At 65.9% G+C, this 20,243-nt stretch carries 15 protein-coding genes; 10 read left to right on the forward strand and 5 right to left on the reverse strand.

Annotation, left to right across the window (positions count from 1 at the left end):
• Positions 1 to 9: 9 nt before the first annotated feature.
• The 3 genes from nirB to BFE01S_RS22400 all read right to left on the reverse strand — a co-directional run bounded on the left by nirB (position 10) and on the right by BFE01S_RS22400 (position 5,376).
• The gene (gene nirB, locus BFE01S_RS22390) at positions 10 to 2,445 is read right to left on the reverse strand and encodes a nitrite reductase large subunit NirB (protein WP_028227422.1); all 2,436 of its coding nucleotides are present in this window, start codon (positions 2,443 to 2,445) and stop codon (positions 10 to 12) included.
• Positions 2,446 to 2,480: 35 nt separating this feature from the next.
• Entirely contained in the window at positions 2,481 to 3,683 is a 1,203-nt protein-coding gene (locus BFE01S_RS22395; RefSeq protein WP_042338254.1) for a nitrate/nitrite transporter, read from the reverse strand.
• A gap of 661 nt (positions 3,684 to 4,344) precedes the next feature.
• Positions 4,345 to 5,376 carry a histone deacetylase family protein gene (locus BFE01S_RS22400; protein ID WP_028227424.1) on the reverse strand — a complete coding sequence of 344 codons (1,032 nt, stop codon included), beginning with the start codon at positions 5,374 to 5,376 and terminating at the stop codon, positions 4,345 to 4,347.
• On the opposite strand from BFE01S_RS22400, the gene BFE01S_RS44505 reads away from it, so the two are divergent.
• From BFE01S_RS44505 to BFE01S_RS22410, 3 genes are read left to right on the forward strand one after another with little or no spacing between them, the layout of a single operon-like run.
• On the forward strand, positions 5,375 to 5,608 hold the full coding sequence (locus tag BFE01S_RS44505; RefSeq protein WP_156967121.1) for a hypothetical protein: 234 nt from the start codon (positions 5,375 to 5,377) through the stop codon (positions 5,606 to 5,608). The genes BFE01S_RS22400 and BFE01S_RS44505 overlap by 2 nt on opposite strands.
• Before the next feature lie 39 nt (positions 5,609 to 5,647).
• Positions 5,648 to 7,066, forward strand: coding sequence for a purine-cytosine permease family protein (locus tag BFE01S_RS22405; RefSeq protein ID WP_028227425.1), 1,419 nt, complete (start codon positions 5,648 to 5,650; stop codon positions 7,064 to 7,066).
• A gap of 57 nt (positions 7,067 to 7,123) precedes the next feature.
• Complete coding sequence (locus BFE01S_RS22410) at positions 7,124 to 8,512, forward strand: aspartate aminotransferase family protein (RefSeq protein ID WP_028227426.1); 1,389 nt, start codon at positions 7,124 to 7,126, stop codon at positions 8,510 to 8,512.
• A gap of 30 nt (positions 8,513 to 8,542) precedes the next feature.
• Here BFE01S_RS22410 and BFE01S_RS22415 read toward each other — a convergent pair whose 3' ends face one another.
• The gene (locus BFE01S_RS22415; RefSeq protein WP_028227427.1) at positions 8,543 to 9,466 is read right to left on the reverse strand and encodes a LysR family transcriptional regulator; all 924 of its coding nucleotides are present in this window, start codon (positions 9,464 to 9,466) and stop codon (positions 8,543 to 8,545) included.
• 263 nt (positions 9,467 to 9,729) lie between these two features.
• On the opposite strand from BFE01S_RS22415, the gene BFE01S_RS22420 reads away from it, so the two are divergent.
• The 6 genes from BFE01S_RS22420 (at position 9,730) to BFE01S_RS39725 (ending at position 16,682) form a co-directional block, all read left to right on the forward strand.
• The gene (locus BFE01S_RS22420) at positions 9,730 to 10,401 is read left to right on the forward strand and encodes a DUF1028 domain-containing protein (protein ID WP_028227428.1); all 672 of its coding nucleotides are present in this window, start codon (positions 9,730 to 9,732) and stop codon (positions 10,399 to 10,401) included.
• A gap of 64 nt (positions 10,402 to 10,465) precedes the next feature.
• Entirely contained in the window at positions 10,466 to 11,971 is a 1,506-nt protein-coding gene (locus BFE01S_RS22425; RefSeq protein ID WP_042338256.1) for an aldehyde dehydrogenase, read from the forward strand.
• A 181-nt stretch (positions 11,972 to 12,152) separates the two neighbouring features.
• The gene (locus BFE01S_RS22430) at positions 12,153 to 12,578 is read left to right on the forward strand and encodes a RidA family protein (RefSeq protein WP_028227430.1); all 426 of its coding nucleotides are present in this window, start codon (positions 12,153 to 12,155) and stop codon (positions 12,576 to 12,578) included.
• Between the two features lie 37 nt (positions 12,579 to 12,615).
• Positions 12,616 to 13,809, forward strand: coding sequence for an acetylornithine deacetylase (gene argE / locus BFE01S_RS39720; protein ID WP_042338257.1), 1,194 nt, complete (start codon positions 12,616 to 12,618; stop codon positions 13,807 to 13,809).
• A gap of 121 nt (positions 13,810 to 13,930) precedes the next feature.
• Complete coding sequence (locus BFE01S_RS22440) at positions 13,931 to 15,352, forward strand: purine-cytosine permease family protein (protein ID WP_028227431.1); 1,422 nt, start codon at positions 13,931 to 13,933, stop codon at positions 15,350 to 15,352.
• A 22-nt stretch (positions 15,353 to 15,374) separates the two neighbouring features.
• The gene (locus tag BFE01S_RS39725) at positions 15,375 to 16,682 is read left to right on the forward strand and encodes a flavin-containing monooxygenase (protein ID WP_042338258.1); all 1,308 of its coding nucleotides are present in this window, start codon (positions 15,375 to 15,377) and stop codon (positions 16,680 to 16,682) included.
• A 157-nt stretch (positions 16,683 to 16,839) separates the two neighbouring features.
• On the opposite strand, the gene glgX is transcribed toward BFE01S_RS39725, so the two are convergent.
• On the reverse strand, positions 16,840 to 19,032 hold the full coding sequence (glgX, locus tag BFE01S_RS22450; protein ID WP_028227432.1) for a glycogen debranching protein GlgX: 2,193 nt from the start codon (positions 19,030 to 19,032) through the stop codon (positions 16,840 to 16,842).
• A 264-nt stretch (positions 19,033 to 19,296) separates the two neighbouring features.
• On the opposite strand from glgX, the gene BFE01S_RS22455 reads away from it, so the two are divergent.
• Positions 19,297 to 20,202: a LysR family transcriptional regulator gene (locus BFE01S_RS22455; RefSeq protein WP_028227433.1), complete on the forward strand. Its 906-nt coding sequence runs from the start codon at positions 19,297 to 19,299 to the stop codon at positions 20,200 to 20,202.
• Positions 20,203 to 20,243 lie beyond the last annotated feature (41 nt).

Below are 20,243 nucleotides of genomic sequence, written 5' to 3' on the forward strand. Positions count from 1 at the left end.
GCGTGTCCTTCAGGCAACGACCTTGAGCGGAATGTATTGATGACGCTGCGTGCCGCCGATGCGGTCTTCCCACGGGTCCGGTAGGCCCTCGAGCGAGTACAGCAGGCGCTCGTAGAGCGCGCGGCGCTTCCCGGCGTCTTCGACCACCTGCTGCTTCACATAGTCGAGCCCCACGCGTGCGATGTAATGCACGGTGCGATCGAGGTAGTAAGCCTCTTCGCGATAGAGTTGCAGGAACGCGCCGCTGTACTCCTTCACCTCTTCGGCGGTCTTCACCTTGCAGAGGAACTGCGCGACTTCGGTCTTGATCCCGCCGTTGCCGCCCACGTAGAGTTCCCAGCCGCTATCCACGGCAATCACGCCCACGTCCTTGATGCCGGCTTCGGCGCAATTGCGCGGGCAGCCCGACACGGCGAGCTTGACCTTGTGCGGCGACCACATGTTCGCGAGCATGGTTTCGAGGTCGATGCCCATTTGCGTGCTGTTCTGCGTGCCGAAGCGGCAGAACTCGCTGCCCACGCAGGTTTTCACGGTGCGGATGGACTTGCCGTAGGCGTGGCCCGACTTCATGCCCAGATCGCGCCAGACATCCGGCAGGTCCTCCTGCTTCACGCCCAGCAGGTCGATACGCTGGCCGCCCGTGACCTTGACCATCGGGATGCGGTACTTGTCGGCCACGTCGGCAATGCGGCGCAGTTGGGCCGCGTTCGTCACGCCGCCCTTCATCTGCGGCACCACGGAGAACGTGTTGTCCTTCTGGATGTTGGCGTGCAGGCGTTCGTTGACGAAGCGGCTTTGCGGATCGTCCACGGCTTCGCGCGGCCAGGTGGAGAGCAGGTAGTAGTTAATCGCCGGGCGGCAGGTGGCGCAGCCGTTGGGCGTGTGCCATTCGAGGAAGTCGTAGACCGCGCGGTGCGAGAGCAGATGGTGCTCGCGGATGGCGCGGCGCAGTTCGGCATGCGTATGCGTGGTGCAGCCGCACACGGATTTGGCCTTCGGCGCTTCCTGGAAACCGGAGCCCAGCGTGTTCATGAGGATCTGTTCGACGAGGCCGGAACAGGAGCCGCACGAGCTCGACGCCTTGGTGTGCTTCTTGACGTCGTCGAGCGTGAAAAGGCCCTTTTCGGTGATCGCCTTGACGATCGTGCCCTTGCATACGCCGTTGCAACCGCACACTTCGTCGCTGTCGGTCATCGCGGCGGCACGGCTCTGGCCTTGCACGCCGGAATCTCCGATACCCGATTCGCCGAACATGATGTGCTCGCGCAGCTCGCCCAGCTTGCGCTCCTCGCGCAGGAGGCGGAAGTACCAGGCGCCGTCCGCAGTGTCGCCGTACAGGCACGCGCCCACGAGCTTGTCGTCCTTGATGACGAGCTTCTTGTACACACCGCCCGCGGGGTCCGAGAGCACGATTTCCTCGGTGCCTTCGCCGCCGAGGAAGTCGCCCGCGGAAAAGAGGTCGATGCCCGTGACCTTGAGCTTCGTCGAAAGCACCGAACCCTTGTAGCTGCCGATGCCCATGAGCGCGAGGTGATTCGCGCAGACTCTCGCCTGCTCGAAGAGCGGCGCGACGAGGCCATACGCGATGCCGCGGTGGTTCACGCATTCGCCCACGGCGTAGATGCGCGGGTCGTAGGTCTGCATGGCGTCGTCCACGACGATGCCGCGCGAGCAGTGGAGTCCCGCCGATTCGGCGAGCGCCGTGTTGGGGCGGATGCCGGCGGCCATCACGACGAGGTCGGCGGGCAGCGTTTCGCCGTCGGCGAAGCGCACGCCCGTTACCGCGCCCGCCTCGTTGCCGAGGACTTCCGCCGTTGCCTTGCTGAGCAGAAAGCGCAGGCCGCGCGCTTCGAGCGAGCGTTGCAGCAGCTTGCCCGCGGTGGCATCCAGTTGGCGTTCGAGCAGCGTGTCGGCCAGATGCACGACGGTGACGTCCATGCCGCGCAGCTTCAGGCCGTTGGCGGCTTCGAGCCCGAGCAGGCCGCCGCCGATCACTACCGCGTGCCGTTTGACGACCGCCGCATCGATCATCGCCTGGGTGTCCTTGATGTCGCGATAGGCGATCACGCCGTCCAGCGTGTGGCCGGGCACCGGCGGGATGAACGGCGTGGAGCCGGTGGCGATCAGCAGCCGGTCGTAGGGCGCCTCGGCGCCGTCCGCGGCAATCACGCGGCGCCGTACGCGGTCGATGCGCTCGACGCGCTTGCCGAGATGCAGACGGATGCCGTGCCCGGCGTACCAGTCGAGCGGATTGAGCACGATGTCGTCGAAGTTCTGCTCGCCCGCAAGCACGGGCGAAAGCAGGATGCGGTTGTAGTTCGGATGCGGTTCCGCACCGAACACGGTGATGTCGTAGTGGTCCGGCGCGATGGCGAGCAGCTCTTCGAGCGTGCGGATGCCGGCCATGCCATTGCCGATGACGACGAGTTTCGGTTTCGTATTCATGGGGAGTGTGCCTCGCAACGGTGTCGGATGCAGGATCAGACGCGTGCCGCGGCCAGGGACCACGCATTGCGCCAGCGGTGCTTCACATTGCTCATGCCGGCCCAGCCGCATGCGGTGAGGAGTGCGAAGAGCGCGAGGCCCCAGCCGTAGTCGCCGGTCATCTGCTTGATCGCGCCGAGGCTCGCGGCCAGCGCGAAGCCGCCCACGCCGCCCGCCATGCCGACGAGCCCGGTCATCACGCCGATGTCCTTGCCGAAGCGCTGCGGCACGAGCTGGAACACCGCGCCGTTGCCCGCGCCGAGACACAGCATGGCGGCTACGAACAGGAGCACGGTGACGAACGGACCGCCCGGATGGAATGCCGCTGCGCCAATCAGCACGGTCACGGCGGCGAAGACGTTGAGCAGCGAACGCGTGCCGCCGATACGGTCGGCCAGCACGCCGCCGATGGGGCGCATGGCCGAGCCCGCGAACACGCACGCGGCGGTGGCCCAGCCGGCCGTTTTCGCGTCGAAGGCGAACTGGTCGTGAAAGAAGCCGGGCAGTGCGCTCGCGAAGCCCGAGAAGCCGCCGAACGTGAGCGAGTAGAAGAACATGAACCACCACGTATCGCCGCCGCGCAGCAGGCGCGCGTAGTCGGCGAGGCGCTTGCGGGTGACGACGCCGGGCGCGTCCTGCGCGCACACCAGATAGATGGCGAAGACGGCGAGGAGCGGAATGCAGGCGATGCCGAACACGCTTTGCCAGCCGAACGCCACGGCAAGCGCCGGCGCGAACAGCGCGGCGAGCACGGTGCCCGAATTGCCCGCGCCCGCAATGCCCATGGCGGTGCCCTGGTGCTGCGGCGGATACCAGCGCGAGGCAAGCGGCAGCGCGACGGCGAACGATGCGCCGGCCACGCCGAGCGTGAGCCCGAACAGCAGCACTTGCGGCAGCGAGTGCAGGCCCAGTTGCCAGGCAGCGAGCAGGCTCGCGATCACGAACACCTGAGCGATCAGACCCGCGCGCTTCGCGCCGATGCGATCGGCCAGCATGCCCATGAACACGCGCAGGATCGCGCCGGCAAGGATGGGCGTGGCCACCATGAGGCCGCGTTGTTCCGTGGTGAGCGAGAGCGTTTGCGCAATCTGGATCTGGAGCGGTCCCAGCAGATACCAGACCATGAAGCTCAGGTCGAAGTAGAGGAACGCGCAAACGAGTGTCGGGGTATGGCCGTTGCGCCAGAAGCTGCGGTCCATGGTGGCTCCGTCGTTGGATCGCACCGGCGGGCGTAGATGCCCATACCGGTTGCGAAGAACGTCGAACGCCATTGCCCGACTCGAGATCGGCGGCCGGCGCTTCTTGCGCAGCGCGGCCGCAGTGTCCAACGGCGCGCGCGAAAACGCCGCCGCCGTTCACAGGCTCCCGCTTCGTTGCGGGATGCGAGAGCCATTCAGCAAGCACCGTGCCAACCTGCAGCAATCCCGTGAGGCCCCGCGGGACGGGGCCTCACGGGAATCGGCGCGAAGTGGCTGGTGCACCGCAGCAGTGCGAGGGCCGCCGCGCCGCACCCAACTGGCGCAGCGCGCGCACGCTAACGTAGCGACCCCGCCGCGACCCGGCGGCCGCGAGCGCGTGAAGCGCAATGAAGGCCGGCCTAAAGCCGACTCGGCACCCAGGGCCGCTTCCTGGGCGCAGGCAGGTCGCGAAAGTGCGTGTCGCGCCTCAAGACCGCAGCAGATAGACGGGCTCAAGCAAAGTTTCGCCGTCACAAAAAATGCAGATGGCGAGAGGAACAGGTTATGGCCGGGAGAATCAGCCGATTGCGGTTGGCCGCAATAATCCGGCGTGCAGGAATAGACGATTCGACCGCCTCGGGAATCCATTAGCAATGCTGATCGTATCTGCTGAATGCGACGTTCAACTTTCCTCGAACCCGGCCAGCACATTGCAGACGTTGATGCCGATTTCCTCCACCGCGTAGCCGCCCTCCATCACGAAGAGTGTCGGCAGGCCCAGCTTGCCAATGCATGCGCCCATGCGCAGATAATCGTCGGAGGCGAGCTTGAAGCGCGAAATCGGATCGCATTCGAAAGTATCGACACCGAGCGACAACACGAGCGCATCCGGCCGGCACGCTGCAATTTTCCCGAGCGCGTGATCGAGCGCCCGGGCATAGCCGTCCCATGCGGTGCCCCATGGCAACGGGTAGTTGAAGTTGTAGCCCGTTCCCGCACCGCGGCCCGTTTCGTCGGCGTGACCCAACAGATACGGATAGTCCAGCAGCGGATCGGCGTGAAGCGAGGCGAACAGGACGTCGTCGCGCTCGTAGAAGATGGACTGCGTGCCGTTGCCGTGGTGGTAGTCCACGTCCAGGATCGCCACGCGCCGTGCACCGAGTGCGAGCCAGTGGGTGGCCGCGATGGCCGCATTGTTGAGGTAGCAGTAGCCCCCCATCACGTCGCGCCCGGCATGATGGCCGGGCGGGCGGCACAGCGCGAAGGCCGCGCGTGCGCCGTCGTGTACGCGCACCGCGCCAGTGAGCGCGATGTTCGCCGATTCCTCGATGGCCTGCCACGTGCCCGCCGTGACCGGCGCGCCGGCATCCATCGAGTAGAAGCCGAGCTTGCCGTCTATGGTTCCGGGCGGCCGGTCCTGACGCAACCCGCGCGCCGGCCAGATGGTGGGCAGCGCGTCGTGCGTGCGCCCGAGGGCTGCCCATTCGCTCCAGGCGTCGTGCAGGAATTCGAGGTACGGTGCGCTATGCACGCGCCGCAGAGCGTCCACGCCGAAGGCTTCCGGGGCGATCGTTTCGCTGAAGCCGGCGTCGCGCAGCCGCGCCCGGATGATGTCGACGCGCTTCGGCATTTCGAAGCACGGTTTGAGTTCGCCGTCGATCAGTTCGCTGTTGCCGTGGTGCAGGCGGTGGCGCTCGCCAAGGATGGTCAGCATGCGTGTCTCCGTTTCTGGTGGGGTGCGGGCAGGAGGGCGGTGCCGCTCGACTATCGCCGCACGTCCCTTTTTTACCAAGAAGGATTATTCGATCCACAAGCAAGGCGGCGGCTATGGCGCTCGGGCAGGCGTTGTGCTGTCCGTCTATGCAGCGCCGGATCGGCATAGGAAAGTCCTATTCAATAGCAAAGAATTTTGTTCTTTCCGAGGCTTTATTGGTGATCGACAGTGACTGCGTCAACCCGCCCCATCTTCGAGTTCAGGAGCTGCCGTGAGCCAGTCCGATACCGTCGCACGCCTCGAGCAAAGCACCATCCAGCCGATTCCCGATGCCGAACGTCATGGCCGCGCGAGCGACCTGTTTACGATCTGGTTCGGCTCGAACATCATGCTGCTCACCATCGTCACAGGCGCGCTGGCCGTGACGGTTTTCAAACAGCCCTTCTGGTGGGCCGTGCTCGCGATCGTGGTGGGCACGCTCGTGGGCGCCGTGTTCATGGCGCTGCACTCGGCGCAGGGGCCGCAACTGGGCGTGCCCCAGATGGTGCAGACGCGCGGGCAGTTCGGCTCGCTCGGCTCGCTTCTCGTGGTGGGGCTCGTGGTGGTCATGTACCTCGGCTTCTTCGCCTCGAACCTGGTGCTCGGCGGTCAGTCGCTGCACAGCATCACAGCAGGCGTGAGCGTGAATGAAGGCGTGCTGGTCGTGGGCGTGCTGAGCCTCCTTGCCACGATCTTCGGCTACCGGCTGATCCACGCCTATACGCGGCTGATGACGTGGTGCTCGGGCGCCGTGCTGCTGCTCGCCTTCGTCTGGATCGTTGCGGTGCATGGTTTGCCTGCCGACTTCTTCACGCGCAATGCGGCGAACGGCACGGGCTTTCTCGGCACCGTTTCGGTGGCAGCGCTGTGGCAGATCGCCTACGCCCCCTACGTGTCCGACTACTCGCGCTACATGCCGCGCGAAACGGGCTCGCGCGTCGCGTTCTGGGCAAGCTACTGGGGCTGCTCGCTCGGCACGATCTTTCCGATGGTGCTGGGCGCGATGATCGGCCTGATGGTGGCCGACGGCGATGTGGTCAACGGACTCACCACGCTCACGCATGGCGTAAGCGGCCTGGTGGTGATCGTGCTCACGATCGGCATTGCGGCGACCAACGCCATGAACCTCTATTGCGGCGCGCTTTCCTCGCTCACCATCGTGCAGACGCTCATGCCCTCGTGGTCCGGCCAGGCGCTCGCGCGCACCGTCGCCGCGCTGGTTCTGTTCTCGATCTCGCTCGCGATTGCGCTCTTCGGCCAGGCCAATTTCCTCGCCGAATACACGAACTTCATTTTGCTGCTGCTTTACGTGCTGGTGCCGTGGACGGCCGTGAATCTCATCGACTATTACCTTGTTTGCCACGGCGAATACCATGTCGAATCGTTCTTCCGCCAGGACGGCGGCATCTACGGACGCTTCAACGGCGTGGCCATCTTCGCCTACGTGTTCGGCATCGTCGTGCAACTGCCGTTCGTGGCCACGGACCTTTATACCGGCCCCGTTGCAAAGCGGCTCGACGGTGCGGATATTTCGTGGATCGTGGGGCTCGTGCTGACCTCGGTGGTTTATTACGTGGGCTGCAAGCGCTTTGTGCGCCCGGATTCTTCGGTGGCGCTGGCAAACGAGGCTGACGTGCCCGCCGGCATCTGATCGAACACGACTGAAAACGGCTAAAGACTCAAAGCATCGAAACAGGAGACAACCGACATGAATGCACCCGAATTCACGCGTCGCGCCACGCGCGACTGGCAACGCGGCGACGCGGCCCACCATCTGCACGCCTTCGTCGATCAGAAGGCGCTCAATGCCGAGGGGCCGCGTGTGATGGTGCGGGGCGAGGGCGTGTACCTGTGGGACAACGACGGCAACCGCTATATCGACGGCATGTCGGGCCTGTGGTGCACGAACGTGGGCTACGGGCGCCCGGAGCTGATCGAGGCCGCCACGCGCCAGATGAGCACGCTGTCCTACTACAACATGTTTTTTCACACCACGCATCCGGCCGTGATCGAACTCTCCGAGCGGCTTTTCTCGCTGCTCGGCGACCGCTTCAGCCATGTGGTGTACACCAATTCGGGCTCCGAATCGAACGAGGTGCTGATTCGCACGGTGCGGCGCTTCTGGGACGTGATGGGGCAGCCGCAGAAAAAAGTGATGATCGGGCGCGTGAACGGCTATCACGGTTCGACGGTGGGCAGCGCGTCCCTCGGCGGCATGGCCTTCATGCACGAAATGGGCGATCTGCCGATTCCGAACGTTGCGCACGTGGACGAACCCTACTGGTACGCAAACGGCGGCGACCTTGCCCCGGAGGCGTTCGGCCTGCAGGCTGCCCGCTCGCTCGAACGCAAGATTCTCAAGCTCGGGCCGGAGCATGTGGCGGCGTTCGTTGCCGAACCGTTTCAGGGCGCGGGCGGCATGATTTTTCCGCCGGAGGGCTACTGGAAGGAGATCGAGCGCATTTGCCGCCAATACGATGTTCTGCTCTGCGCCGATGAAGTGATCGGCGGCTTCGGGCGTACCGGCGAGTGGTTCGCGCATCGGCACTTCGGATTCGAGCCCGATCTGGTGTCGATTGCCAAGGGCCTCACGTCGGGCTACGTGCCGATGGGCGGTCTCGTGATGAGCCGCCGCGTGGGCGAGGCCCTTGTCGAACGCGGCGGCGTCTACGCGCACGGACTCACGTACTCGGGGCATCCGGTGGCGGCCGCCGTGGCGCTGGCGAATCTCGACGTGCTCGAACGCGAGCAACTCGTCGCGCGCACGAAGAACGATACGGGCCCTTACCTGCAAAAGGCGTTGCGTGCGGCGTTCGAAGATCACCCGTTGATCGGCGAAATCCAGGGCGTGGGCGCGGTGGGGGCGATCCAGTTCGCGAAGGACAAGGCCACGCGCGAGCGCTTTGCCAACGAGGCGGACCTGACCTGGCACAGCCGCACCGAAGGCTTCGAGCGCGGGGCCATCGTGCGCTCGACTAACGGGCGCCTGATCGTCGCCCCGCCGCTCGTGATCGATCACGAGCAGATCGACGAGTTGATCGGCAAGATGCGCGATGCCGTGGACGCCACCTGGCGCCATCTGCAAAGCGCCAGCTAACAAGCACGATCTTGATGGGCTTCGCGCGCCTTACCGGGCCCAGGCGCGCGAGATTTCCTCGCAGCAGAAGCTGGAGAAGTCGCGAACCAGCTGACGCGGGTGCGAGCGCGTAGAGAGCGCCACACCCAGCACCACGGGCTTCACCTTCTCCTTGATCGGCATGCTGGCGAAGCGGCCGCCGTCCACGGTCTGGGCGCTGCGCAGCGGGAAGTTATGGATGCTGTAGCCGAGCCCGTTCGCCACCATGCCGCGTACGACTTCGGGCTGCGACGAGCGGAACACGGGCACGGGGCGGCTGCCGTAACGGTCGAACAGCGAGGCGAAATATTCCTTGCTGTGTGCGAGATCGAGGAGCACGTAGGGCTCGTCGAGCAGGTCTTTCAGGCTCACGTGCTCGCCGCCCGCGAGGCGATGCTTCGCGGGCAGCAGCACGTAGGGCGGAAATTCGACGATCGGCGTGAAGTCGATGGCTTCGGTCAGGTCGATGTCGTAGGTGAGCGCCACGTCGAGCGTGCCGTCGCGCAGGCCGACGAAGAGCGATTCCTGATCGCCCTCGCTCGTGCGGAACTCCACGCCGCTGCGCTCGCGCAGAAAACGGCCCATGAGGGACGGCAGCAGGGGCGGCGCCACCGAGGTCAGGCAGCCCAGCGAGATCGTGCCGGCAATGCCGGTATCGAAGTGCCGCGCGGCTGTCTGCAGTTCTTCGGCGCTCTTGAGCAGGTCGCGCGCGCGGCCCAGCAGATCGCGGCCCGCTTCGGTGAGCGAAAGTCCATGCGCGTGATGGCGAATGAAGAGCTGCAGCCCGAAGGCGCTTTCCAGTTCCGACAAGGCCGACGAAATCGACGGCTGCGAGACGTGCAGGCGCTTGGCCGCCGCCGTGAAGGAGAGCGCCTCCGCCGTGGCGACGAAATATTTGAGCTGGCGCAGCGAGTAGTGAAGGGGCGTGAGTTCCATGGCGCAACCGGGAAGACGCCGCCTGCCGGGAGCGGCGGCCGCGGTGGGCATAGTCTAAAGCTTTTCTGATCATAGACAAACAATGTTTTTCGAATGAATTCTGGTTCGATAGATTCGAGCCAGGTTGCGCGCCCGCCATGTGTTGCCGGACGCGCCAGTGCCGTTATCGAAAAGGAGTCGAACATGGACCGAACCGTTGCGCGGCTGCGCCTCGCGCCCTGCATGCCGCCGGTTTCCCGCAAACCCCGTCCTGGAGCGCACGCATGACATTCTCGATTGCAGGACGCTGCGCGCGAACGGGTGCGGTGGGCGGCATCGTCACCAGTTCGAGCATCGCGGTGCCGAGCCGCTGCCTGTGGGCGAGCCGCGACGGGGTGGTGCTGAGTCAGAACGTGACCGATCCGCGTCTGGGCCAGATCGGTCTGGCCGAGCTGGCGGCGGGGTATGGCGCGCAAGCCGTGCTCGATCGCATCGCGCAGGCGCGTGCGCACGCGCAATGGCGCCAGCTTGCCGTGCTCGACGCGGCCGGATTTTCCGCGTGGCGCACCGGCGAGCGCGGGCTGGGCGTGCATGCCGGCGCGAGCGGCACGGACTGCGTGGCGGTGGGGAACCTGCTCGCCAATGAGGGCGTGCCTGCGGCAATGGTCGAGGCGTTCGCCGGGCACGCTACGCGGACGCTGCCCGAGCGCTTGCTGCGCGCGCTGGAAGCCGGGCTTGCGGCAGGCGGCGAAGCCGGGCCCGTGCATTCGGCGGGCTTGTGCGTCTTCGACGGCGCAAGCTGGCCCGTGGCCGAACTGCGCGTGGACTGGAGCGATACGCCCATTGCGGACCTGCGCGCCCTGTGGGCGCGTTACGAGCCGCAGATGAACGATTACGTATTGCGTGCCACCGATCCCACGCGTGCGCCCTCATACGGCGTACCGGGCGATCAGTGAGGGTGGCGGGCGCAACGCCGGGCTAACGGCGCGATTCGACTAACTGAAAACTAAGGGAGCGGACTTGGAGACATCAACCGGGCAGCAGCCGGATTACCCGCAATGGCGCGAACTTGCCGCGCGGGTCGAGCCGCGCACGCAAGCCTTCATCGGCGGCCGTTTCGTGCCCGCGCGCAGCGGCAAAACGTTCGCGGCGATCAATCCCGCCACCGAGGCGTTGCTGGCCGAAGTTTCGGCCTGTGACGCGGAGGACGTCGATCTTGCCGTGCAGGCCGCGCGGGCCGCATTCGAAGCGGGGCACTGGTCGCGCCGCTCGCCCGGCGAGCGCAAGAAAGTGCTGCAACGCCTGGGCGATCTGATCGCCGCACACCGCGAGGAATTCGCGTTGCTCGATTCGCTGAACATGGGCAAGCGCGTGGCGGATGCGTGGCAGTTCGACGTGCCCGCATCGGCCGAATTGTTCGCCTGGTACGGCGAAGCCATCGACAAGATCAACGGCGAGCTGCCGCCCACCGAACCGGGCAATCTCGCGCTCGTTTCGCGCGAGCCGCTGGGCGTGGTCGGTGCAGTCGTGCCGTGGAATTTCCCGCTCGACATGGTGGCGTGGAAAGTGGCGCCCGCGCTGGCCGCGGGCAACAGCGTGGTGCTCAAGCCCGCGGAGCAGTCGCCGCTCTCGGCGCTGCGCCTCGCGGAACTCGCGCGCGAGGCTGGCCTGCCCGACGGCGTGCTCAACGTGGTGCCGGGGTTGGGAGAAACGGCTGGCGCGGCGCTGGGCCTGCATCCCGACGTGGACGTGCTGGCGTTCACGGGATCGGCCGCCATCGGCAAGCGCTTCATGGAATATGCGGCGCGTTCCAACATGAAGCAGGTCTGGCTCGAATGCGGCGGCAAGAGCCCGAACCTCGTGTTCGACGACGCCGACGATCTCGACCTCGCCGCACAGAAAGCCTGCTTCGGCATTTTCTTCAACCAGGGCGAGGTGTGCTCCGCAAACTCGCGCCTGCTCGTGCAGCGCTCGATACACGATGCGTTCGTGGAAAAGCTCGTGGAGCATGCGCGTGCCTGGTATCCCGGCGATCCGCTCGATCCGGCGAGCGGCATGGGGGCGATCGTCGATCGCACGCAGTTCGAGCGCATAGCGGCGAGCATTACGCGCGGGCGGCGCGAGGCGTCGCTGGCGTGCGGCGGCAGCGACGTGCAGGTGAACGGCAAGGGATGGTTCATCGAGCCGACCGTGTTCGTGGGCGTGGCGCCCACGGCCGAACTGGCGCGCGAGGAGATTTTCGGCCCGGTGCTTTCGGTGTTGCCCTTCGACACGGAGGAGGAAGCCGTGCGGATGGCGAACGATTCGATCTACGGCCTCGCGGCCTCGGTCTGGAGCGGGCGGCTTTCTCGAGCGCATCGCGTAGCGGCGAGTCTGCGCGCGGGCACCGTTTCGGTGAATACCGTGGACGCGCTCAGCATGCAGACGCCGTTTGGCGGCTTCCGCCAGTCGGGCTTCGGGCGCGATCTGTCGCTGCATGCGCTCGACAAGTTTACGGGCCTCAAGACCACCTGGATCAAGTACTGACGCGTGGCGGCGACCTGCCGCCATGCGTCGTGCCTTGCGGTCTTTTGCATAGAAAAAAACTGTGCATTGGATATGAAAACGATGTTTCTCAAATAATTCGAGCGCGGGTACATTGAGGTCAACGGTGCGCGACAGACCGCATCGCACGTCTTTCAACAGACATCGAATGTCAGAGGAAAACATGAGCCACAAGCGTATCCGCAAGTTCAACACCCGCGAGACCTACCCCGAGCAGAAGCTCGACAACGATCTGTGCCAGGCCGTGGTCGCCAACGACACGGTCTATGTCCGCGGCCAGATCGGCCAGGACCTGGGCACGCGCGAATCGGTGGGGATCGGCGACGTGGCCGCACAGGCCGAAAAGGCCATGGCCAATGTTGCGATGCTGCTGGAAGAGTCGGGCAGCCGCCTCGAAGACATCTGCAAGATCACGATCTTTCTCGTGGACGTGCGTTATCGCGAGGCCGTGTACAACGTGGTGGGACACTGGCTCAAGGGCGTGTTTCCGGTTTCCACCGGCCTTGTGGTTTCCGCGCTCGCACGCCCCGAATGGCTGGTCGAGATCGACGTGATCGCGGTCATTCCGCGCGATCGTCAGCAAAACTAATCGTAAGCGGGCCGCCGCAATCCGCTGGAGAAGCACGATGTCCTCAAGCCGTATCGAAACGACGCTCTCGCTGCTGCAAACCCTCGTCGAATTCGACACCCGCAGCGCCCGCTCGAATCTCGACCTGATCGCGTTCGTGCGCGACTATCTGGCCGGCTTCGGCGTCGAGGTCTCGCTCAACTACAGCGCGGCGCGGGACAAGGCCAATCTCTACGCCACGATCGGCCCGAAGGATCGCGGGGGATTGTGCCTCTCCGGCCATACCGACGTGGTGCCCGCGGACGGCCAGCCGTGGACGGTGCCGCCCTTCGCGCTCACGCGCGAGGCCGGCCGCGTTCTGGGCCGCGGTACGGCAGACATGAAAGGCTATCTTGCCTGCGTGCTCGCGAGCGTGCCGCATTTCGTCGAACATTGCCGGATTCTGCCGATACACCTGGCCTTCAGCTACGACGAGGAAGTGGGTTGCCGCGGCGTGCGCGGGCTGCTCGACGAGCTGGCGCGCGCACCGGTCAAGCCGCTCGCGTGCATGATCGGCGAACCCACCAGCATGCAGGTGGCCATCGCGCACAAGGGCAAGCGCGCGTATCGCTGCTGCTTCAAGGGCCTCGCCGGGCATTCGGCGCTGACGCATCTCGGCGTGAACGCCGTGGACTTCGCCGCGGAGTTCGCGGTATGGCTGCGCCGCGCGAGCCGCAATCTGCGCGAGCACGGACACCAGGACGCGCGCTTCGAGCCGCCTTATTCGACGGTGCACACGGGCAAGCTCAATGGCGGCATTGCGCTCAACGTGATTCCCGACCGCGCGGAGCTCGAATTCGAATTGCGCAACCTGCCGGGCGACCCCGTGGACGACGTCGTGCGCGCGGCGCAACGCTATACCGAACACGAACTGGCCGGCGAGATGCAGGCGGTCAGCAAGGATACCGGCGTGCAATGGCAGGAGCTCGTGGATTATCCCGCGCTCGCGGCCGATCCCGCCGCCGGCTGGCTCACCGAACTGGCCTGCGAGATGACCGGCGATACCACGCTGCGTACGCTGTCGTTCGGCACCGAAGGCGGACTGTTTCAGGGCATTGGCATTCCGACCGTGGTGTGCGGCCCAGGCTCGATCGAGCAGGGTCACAAGGCGGACGAATACGTGGAGATCGCGCAACTCGAACGCTGCCTGAGCTTCCTCGAAAAACTTGCGGTGCAGTGGCCCGCCCGCGTGCCGGAACTGGCCCGCGTTTGAACCGCGTTTGAACCGCGCCTCTGCGCCTGAGCGCAAGCCACCCCTACAACAGGCGCCGCCCACGAGCGCGCGCCCAACCCGAGACCTGGCGCGCCCGCGCGCCGCATTGGAGAGAGACGTCATGTCAGCAGCAGAGAACGGGTCCGCCCCGCTCATCGAGAAGCACACAATCGGCTACGTGCCGCCCGAGGACCGTCACGGCAAGGTGCGCGACCTCTTCACGCTATGGTTCGGCGGCAATATCGCGCCGCTGCCCATCGTAACGGGCGCGCTGGGCGTGCAGCTCTATCACCTCAATCTTTTCTGGGGCATCGTGGCCATCGTGGTGGGCCAGGCCGTGGGCGGCGTGTTCATGGCGCTGCACTCGGCGCAGGGGCCGCAGATGGGCATTCCGCAGATGATCCAGAGCCGCGCGCAGTTCGGCTCCTGGGGCGCGCTGCTCGTCACCGTGATCGCGGGCGTCATGTACGTGGGCTTCTTCGCTTCGAATATCGTGCTGGCGGGCAAGTCGCTGCACGGCGTGGCAGCGGGCGTGCCGGTGCCGGTCGGCATCGTGATCGGCGCGGTGGGGTCGGGGGTGATCGGCATCATCGGGTATCGCTTCATCCATGTGCTCAACCGCATCGGCACCTGGGTGCTCGGCATCGGTATCGTGGTGGGATTCGCGATGATCTTCTCCCACGTGCAGACGGCGGATTTCCTCACGCGCGGCGGCTTCAACTTCGCGGGCTGGCTCGCCACCGTGTCGCTTTCTGCGCTCTGGCAAATCGCGTTTGCGCCGTATGTTTCGGACTACTCGCGTTATCTGCCTGCCGACGTGGGCGTGAGCTCGACCTTCTGGGCCACCTACCTGGGCTGCACGCTCGGCTCGACGCTCGCTTTCGCGTTCGGCGCCGTGGCGGCGCTCGCGGTGCCGGCCGGCGTGGATACGATGGACGCCGTCAAGCAGGCCACGGGCGCGCTCGGTCCCATCATGCTCGTGCTGTTCCTGCTGAGCGTGATCAGCCACAACGCGCTCAATCTCTACGGCGCGGTGCTCTCGGTCATCACCTCGCTGCAAACCTTCGTGTGGCGCTGGATCCCCACTTCGAAGGCGCGTGCCGTGCTTTCCATCGTGATACTGGCGGCGTGCTGCTTCGCGGCGATTGGCGCCTCGCGCGATTTCGTGGGCCATTTCGTCGATCTCGTGCTGGCGCTGCTGGTCGTGCTCGTGCCGTGGACGGCCATCAACCTGATCGACTTCTACCTGATTCATGCGGGCCGCTACGACATCGACTCCATTTTCCGCGTGGACGGCGGCATCTACGGCCGCATCAATCCGCAGGCGCTCATTGCGTACGCGGTGGGTATCGCGGTGCAGATCCCGTTCATGAACACGCCGATGTATTCGGGCCCGATTCCTGCCCATCTGGACGGCGCCGATCTGTCCTGGCTCATCGGCCTCGTCGTGACCTCGCCGCTCTATTACTGGCTCGCCTCGCGTGACGGCGCATACCGCCGCCGCCGGCAAGGCCCGGTGACGGTGGCCGGCGCACAGCGATAACATCTTGCACAAGGAAACAGCAATGACAATCGAAACGACCTCGATCGATACGCTCGTCGTGGGCGGGGGGCAGGCCGGCATCGCCATGAGCGAGCATCTGGGCAAGCTGGGCGTACCGCATCTCGTGCTGGAGCGCGACCGCATTGCGGAGCGCTGGCGCACGGGCCGATGGGATTCGCTGGTTGCCAACGGGCCGGCGTGGCACGACCGCTTCCCGGGCATGGAGTTCGACCTGGACCCGGATGCGTTTGCCTCCAAAGAGCAGGTGGCCGACTATTTCGTTGCGTACGCAAAGAAAATCAATGCACCGGTGCGGACCGGCGTGGAAGTGAAGCGCGTGGTGCGCAAAGCAGGGCAACCGGGCTTCGTGGTCGAAACGAGTGACGGTGTGATCGAGGCGAATCGTGTGGTGGTGGCCACGGGGCCGTTCCAGCGGCCTGTGATTCCACCGATCGCGCCGTCGAGCGAAACGCTTGCGCAGATTCATTCGGCCGACTATCGCAACCCGCGCCAGTTGCCCGAGGGCGGCGTGCTCGTGGTCGGCGCCGGATCGTCGGGCGTGCAGATCGCAGACGAACTGCAGCGCGCGGGGCGCAAGGTCTATCTCTCGGTGGGTCCGCACGACCGGCCGCCGCGCGGCTACCGCGGCCGCGACTTCTGCTGGTGGCTGGGGGTGCTCGGCGAATGGGATGCGGAAATTCCGCGGCCCGGCAAGGAGCACGTGACGATTGCCGTGAGCGGCGCGCGCGGCGGCGAGACCATCGATTTCCGCGAGCTGGCGCACCAGGGCATGACGCTCGTGGGGCTCACGAAATCGTTCGAAGGCGGCCTGGTGCGCTTCGATACGGATCTCGTCACCAACATCGCGCGCGGCGACGAAAGCTATCTGTCGATTCTCGACGCGGCCGACGCCTATATCGCGCGCAACGGTCTCGATCTGCCGGAAGAACCCGAAGCGCGTAGAAGGCTGCCCGATCCTGCATGCATGACCCAGCCGCTCCTCGAACTGGATCTCGCGGCGGCGGGCGTGACTTCGATCGTGTGGGCCACGGGCTATGCCGTCGATTATGGCTGGCTGGACGTGAACGCCTTCGATGCGAAGGGCAAGCCCAAACACCAGCGCGGGGTTTCGAGCGAGCCTGGGATTTACTTCCTTGGCCTGCCGTGGCTGTCGCGCCGCGGATCGAGTTTTATCTGGGGTGTGTGGCACGACGCGAAGCATATTGCCGACCACATCGTGACGCAGCGCAAGTATCTCGACTACCGCGATGCCACCCAGCGCCAGAAAGACTGCGTGCGCAGCAAGGAACTGGCGGGAAGCGAGGCGTGAGGCATGCGGCCATCGGGAACGGGCTTGCTCGTGGCGCACCTCGACGGCTCGAAGCGGAGGGCCGCGCTTCGCGGGCCCGCCGGTCTATAAACCGGGCGGGTTCGACACCGCGCGAGTGACGTTCGGGGTCCCGGGCCGGAGGCAGTTCTGAGCCCGCTCAGATCTCCTCGGGTCCGGCCGTAAGATTCTCTTCCAGCCGCTCGAACACGCGCTGCGTCGCGCCGCGCGCGTGCAGTGCGAAGAGCAGCAACGAGCGTCCGGTGACCTGATACGTGTCGCCGGCCTCGAACTCCGGCAGTTCGTCTCGCACGGGCACGTTCGTGTCGATCAAACAACTCCACTGGTCGTTGCCCGGCACCGAAGGCAGCGTGAACTCGACGACGTCGTGGTACGCGTTGAGCACGAGGAGCATCGTTGCGTCCGAGGCGAGCCGCATGATGCCGCTGGTCTGCGAACGGCCATCGATCAGCATGCCGAAGCATCGCATGTTGGCGTCGCCCCATTGCTCGGGGGCGAGCGCGATGCCCGCGGGCGAGAACCAGGTCACGTCGGTGACGTCCAGCGTGTCGTTGTGCTCGCCGGTGAGGAAGCGGTTGCGCCGCAGAACAGGCAGCGCATGGCGCAGGATCGTGAGCTGGCGCACGAATGCGGCGAGCTCGCGGCCCGCGTCGTCTATGCCCTCCCAATCGACCCAGCTAATGGCGTTGTCCTGGCAGTAGGCGTTGTTGTTGCCCTGCTGGGTGCGGCCGAACTCGTCCCCGGCCACGATCATCGGCGTGCCCTGGGCGAGCAGCAGCGTGGCGAGCAGGTTGCGCTTTTGCCGCTCGCGCAGCGCGCGGATTTCGGGGTCGTCGGTCGGGCCTTCGGCGCCGCAGTTCCACGAGAGGTTGTCGGCATGGCCGTCGCGGTTGTCTTCGCCGTTGGCTTCGTTGTGCCGCTCGTTGTACGAGACGAGGTCGTGCAGGGTGAAGCCGTCGTGGGCGGTGACGAAGTTCACGCTCGCCCACGGCCGGCGGCCGCGCCGGTTGAAGCGGTCGCCCGATGCGCACAGGCGCGTGGCGAGGTCGGGGGCCTGGCCTTCGTCGCCCTTCCACCATGCGCGCACGGTGTCGCGAAAGCAGTCGTTCCATTCGGCCCAGCCCGGCGGGAAGCCGCCCACCTGGTAGCCGCCCGGCCCGCAGTCCCACGGCTCCGCAATCAGCTTCACGCTCGACAGGATCGGGTCCTGGCGGCAACTGTCGAGAAAGCCGCCGCCTTCGTCGAAACCATCGGGCTCGCGGCCCAGAATCGTCGCGAGATCGAAGCGGAAGCCGTCCACGCCCATCTCCACCACCCAGTAGCGCAGGCTGTCCGTGACCATCTGCAGCACGCGCGGATGCGAGAGGTTGAGCGTGTTGCCCGTGCCCGTGTCGTTGATGTGATAACGCGGCGTGTCCGGCAGCAGCCGGTAGTACGAAGCATTGTCGATGCCGCGAAACGACAGCGTGGGCCCCAGTTCGCTGCCCTCGGCGGTGTGGTTGTACACCACGTCGAGCAGCACTTCGAGCCCGGACTCGTGAAAGCGGTCCACCATCAGCTTGAATTCGTCGATCGAGCCTTGCGCGCCCACCGAATAGCGCGGGTCGGGCGCGAAGAAGCCGATCGTGTTGTAACCCCAGTAGTTGGTGAGGCCGCGTTCGAGCAGGTGCGAATCGTTGAGGAACATGTGCACGGGCATCAGTTCGACCGAGGTCACGCCCAGATGCCGGATGCCGTCCAGCACGGCCGGGTGGGCCAGTCCGGCGAAAGTGCCGCGCTGTTCGGGCGGCACTTCGGGGTGGCGGATCGTGTAGCCGCGCACGTGCGTTTCGTAGACGATCATGCGTTCGCGCGCCACGCGCTCACGCAAGGGGTGGTGCCAACTGAAGGTTTGATCGACCACGCGGCAGCGCGGCACGTAGGGGGCGCTGTCGCGCGCATCGAACGAGAGGTCGAGCGCTTCGTGCTTGAGCGTGTAGCCGAACACGGCGGGATGCCAGCGGAGCGCGCCCACGTGCGCCTTGGCATAGGGGTCGAGCAGCAGCTTGTGCGGGTTGAAGCGGTGGCCGGCTTCCGGCTCGTAGGGGCCGTGGACGCGGTAGCCGTAGATCGTGCCGGGCCGCAGGTCGTACACGAACACATGCCAGACCTCGTCGGTGTACTCGGGCAGGACGATGCGCTCGATTTCGCGCCTGCCGCTGCTGTCGAAGAGGCACAGCTCGACTTTTGTCGCATGGGCGGAAAAGAGCGAGAAGTTGACGCCGTGGCCGTTCCAGGTGGCGCCGAGCGGAAACGGCTGCCCCTCGGCAATGCGCGATGTGGTTTTTTTCATGATCTCGACGGACGGGGCCGAATCCTCCTGGTGGCGATCGCTGCAATCGCAGCACGGGCGGGATGCCGGTGCCGCAGAGAGGGGAGCAAGTATCGGACCCGGGCCTGCCGGCCTGGAGCGCCGCGGCAACCGGCTGACAACCGCTCTCTTGACGCTCGCCCCCGGCGCGGCGACGATCCTCGTTTCGTGCTGATTGCCTGCCGGCGCCGCCCGCCCGGGCAATGCAGCAGAAAAAACGCGGGGAAACATGAGGAACGGGAAAGCATGCGTCTGTCCAAGGTCGATCTGAATCTGTTCGTTGTCTTCGAAGCGGTTTACCGGACGCGCAATCTCACGCGCGCGGCGGAAACGCTCTTCATCACGCAGCCCGCGGTGAGCAACGCGCTGGCGCGCATGCGCAAGACCTTCGACGATCCGCTCTTCGTGAGCACGTCGGCCGGCATGGTGCCCACGCCGCTGGCGGAGAACATCGTTGGCCGGGTTCGCGAGGCGCTGCAACTGCTCGATTCGAGCACGCATGCGGGCGGCCAGTTCGACCCGGCCACCTGCGAGCGCACCTTTCGCCTGAGCATGACCGACCTCACGGAGGCGATCCTGCTGCCCGCGCTGGAGGAGGTGTTGCAGCGCGAGGCGCCGGGCGTGCGCATCGAGAGCTACTTCACGACGCGCAGGGACGTGCCCGAGGCGCTGGCGAGCGGCACGGTGAACCTCGCCATCGACGCGCCGCTGCTCGACGACCCCTATCTCGAACAGGAGCCGCTGTTTCGCGACCGCTATGCATGCATGCTGCGCCACGACCACCCGTTCAAAAGGCGCAAGCTCACTCTCGACGACTATCTGGGCTTCGGCCATATTCACGTGTCGAGCCGCCGCCAGGGGCCGGGCCTTGTCGATACGGAACTGAACAAGCTGGGGCTGCGGCGCGCGATCCAGACCCGCGTGCAGCACTACCTGGTCGCGCCGTTGATTGCCATGCGCACCGATCTGGTTCTCACCGCGCCGCTCGCGCTGCTCCAGCGCTACGACGCGCGCATCCTCACGCTGCCCTTCGACCTGCCGGATCTCGAGTCGCATGGCTACTGGCACCGCAGCGTGACGGCCGACCCCGCGCATCGCTGGCTGCGCGAGCAGATTGGCCTGCTGATGCGGGTCAGGAAGCGCGGCGCATAGGCGAGTCGTGCGCCGGGGTGTCACGGAAATTTATAGCTGCC

The organism is Paraburkholderia ferrariae NBRC 106233, assembly GCF_000685035.1.
Lineage (GTDB): Bacteria > Pseudomonadota > Gammaproteobacteria > Burkholderiales > Burkholderiaceae > Paraburkholderia > Paraburkholderia ferrariae.

Bases quoted from the DNA above. Each gene is read 5' to 3' on its own strand.
- nirB (WP_028227422.1), bottom strand. From the start codon at position 2,445: ATGAATACGAAACCGAAACTCGTCGTCATCGGCAATGGCATGGCCGGC.
- BFE01S_RS22395 (WP_042338254.1), bottom strand. From the start codon at position 3,683: ATGGACCGCAGCTTCTGGCGCAACGGCCATACCCCGACACTCGTTTGC.
- BFE01S_RS44505 (WP_156967121.1), top strand. From the start codon at position 5,375: ATGCGTGTCTCCGTTTCTGGTGGGGTGCGGGCAGGAGGGCGGTGCCGC.
- BFE01S_RS22400 (WP_028227424.1), bottom strand. From the start codon at position 5,376: ATGCTGACCATCCTTGGCGAGCGCCACCGCCTGCACCACGGCAACAGC.
- BFE01S_RS22410 (WP_028227426.1), top strand. From the start codon at position 7,124: ATGAATGCACCCGAATTCACGCGTCGCGCCACGCGCGACTGGCAACGC.
- BFE01S_RS22415 (WP_028227427.1), bottom strand. From the start codon at position 9,466: ATGGAACTCACGCCCCTTCACTACTCGCTGCGCCAGCTCAAATATTTC.
- BFE01S_RS22420 (WP_028227428.1), top strand. From the start codon at position 9,730: ATGACATTCTCGATTGCAGGACGCTGCGCGCGAACGGGTGCGGTGGGC.
- BFE01S_RS22430 (WP_028227430.1), top strand. From the start codon at position 12,153: ATGAGCCACAAGCGTATCCGCAAGTTCAACACCCGCGAGACCTACCCC.
- argE (WP_042338257.1), top strand. From the start codon at position 12,616: ATGTCCTCAAGCCGTATCGAAACGACGCTCTCGCTGCTGCAAACCCTC.
- BFE01S_RS22440 (WP_028227431.1), top strand. From the start codon at position 13,931: ATGTCAGCAGCAGAGAACGGGTCCGCCCCGCTCATCGAGAAGCACACA.
- BFE01S_RS39725 (WP_042338258.1), top strand. From the start codon at position 15,375: ATGACAATCGAAACGACCTCGATCGATACGCTCGTCGTGGGCGGGGGG.
- glgX (WP_028227432.1), bottom strand. From the start codon at position 19,032: ATGAAAAAAACCACATCGCGCATTGCCGAGGGGCAGCCGTTTCCGCTC.
- BFE01S_RS22455 (WP_028227433.1), top strand. From the start codon at position 19,297: ATGCGTCTGTCCAAGGTCGATCTGAATCTGTTCGTTGTCTTCGAAGCG.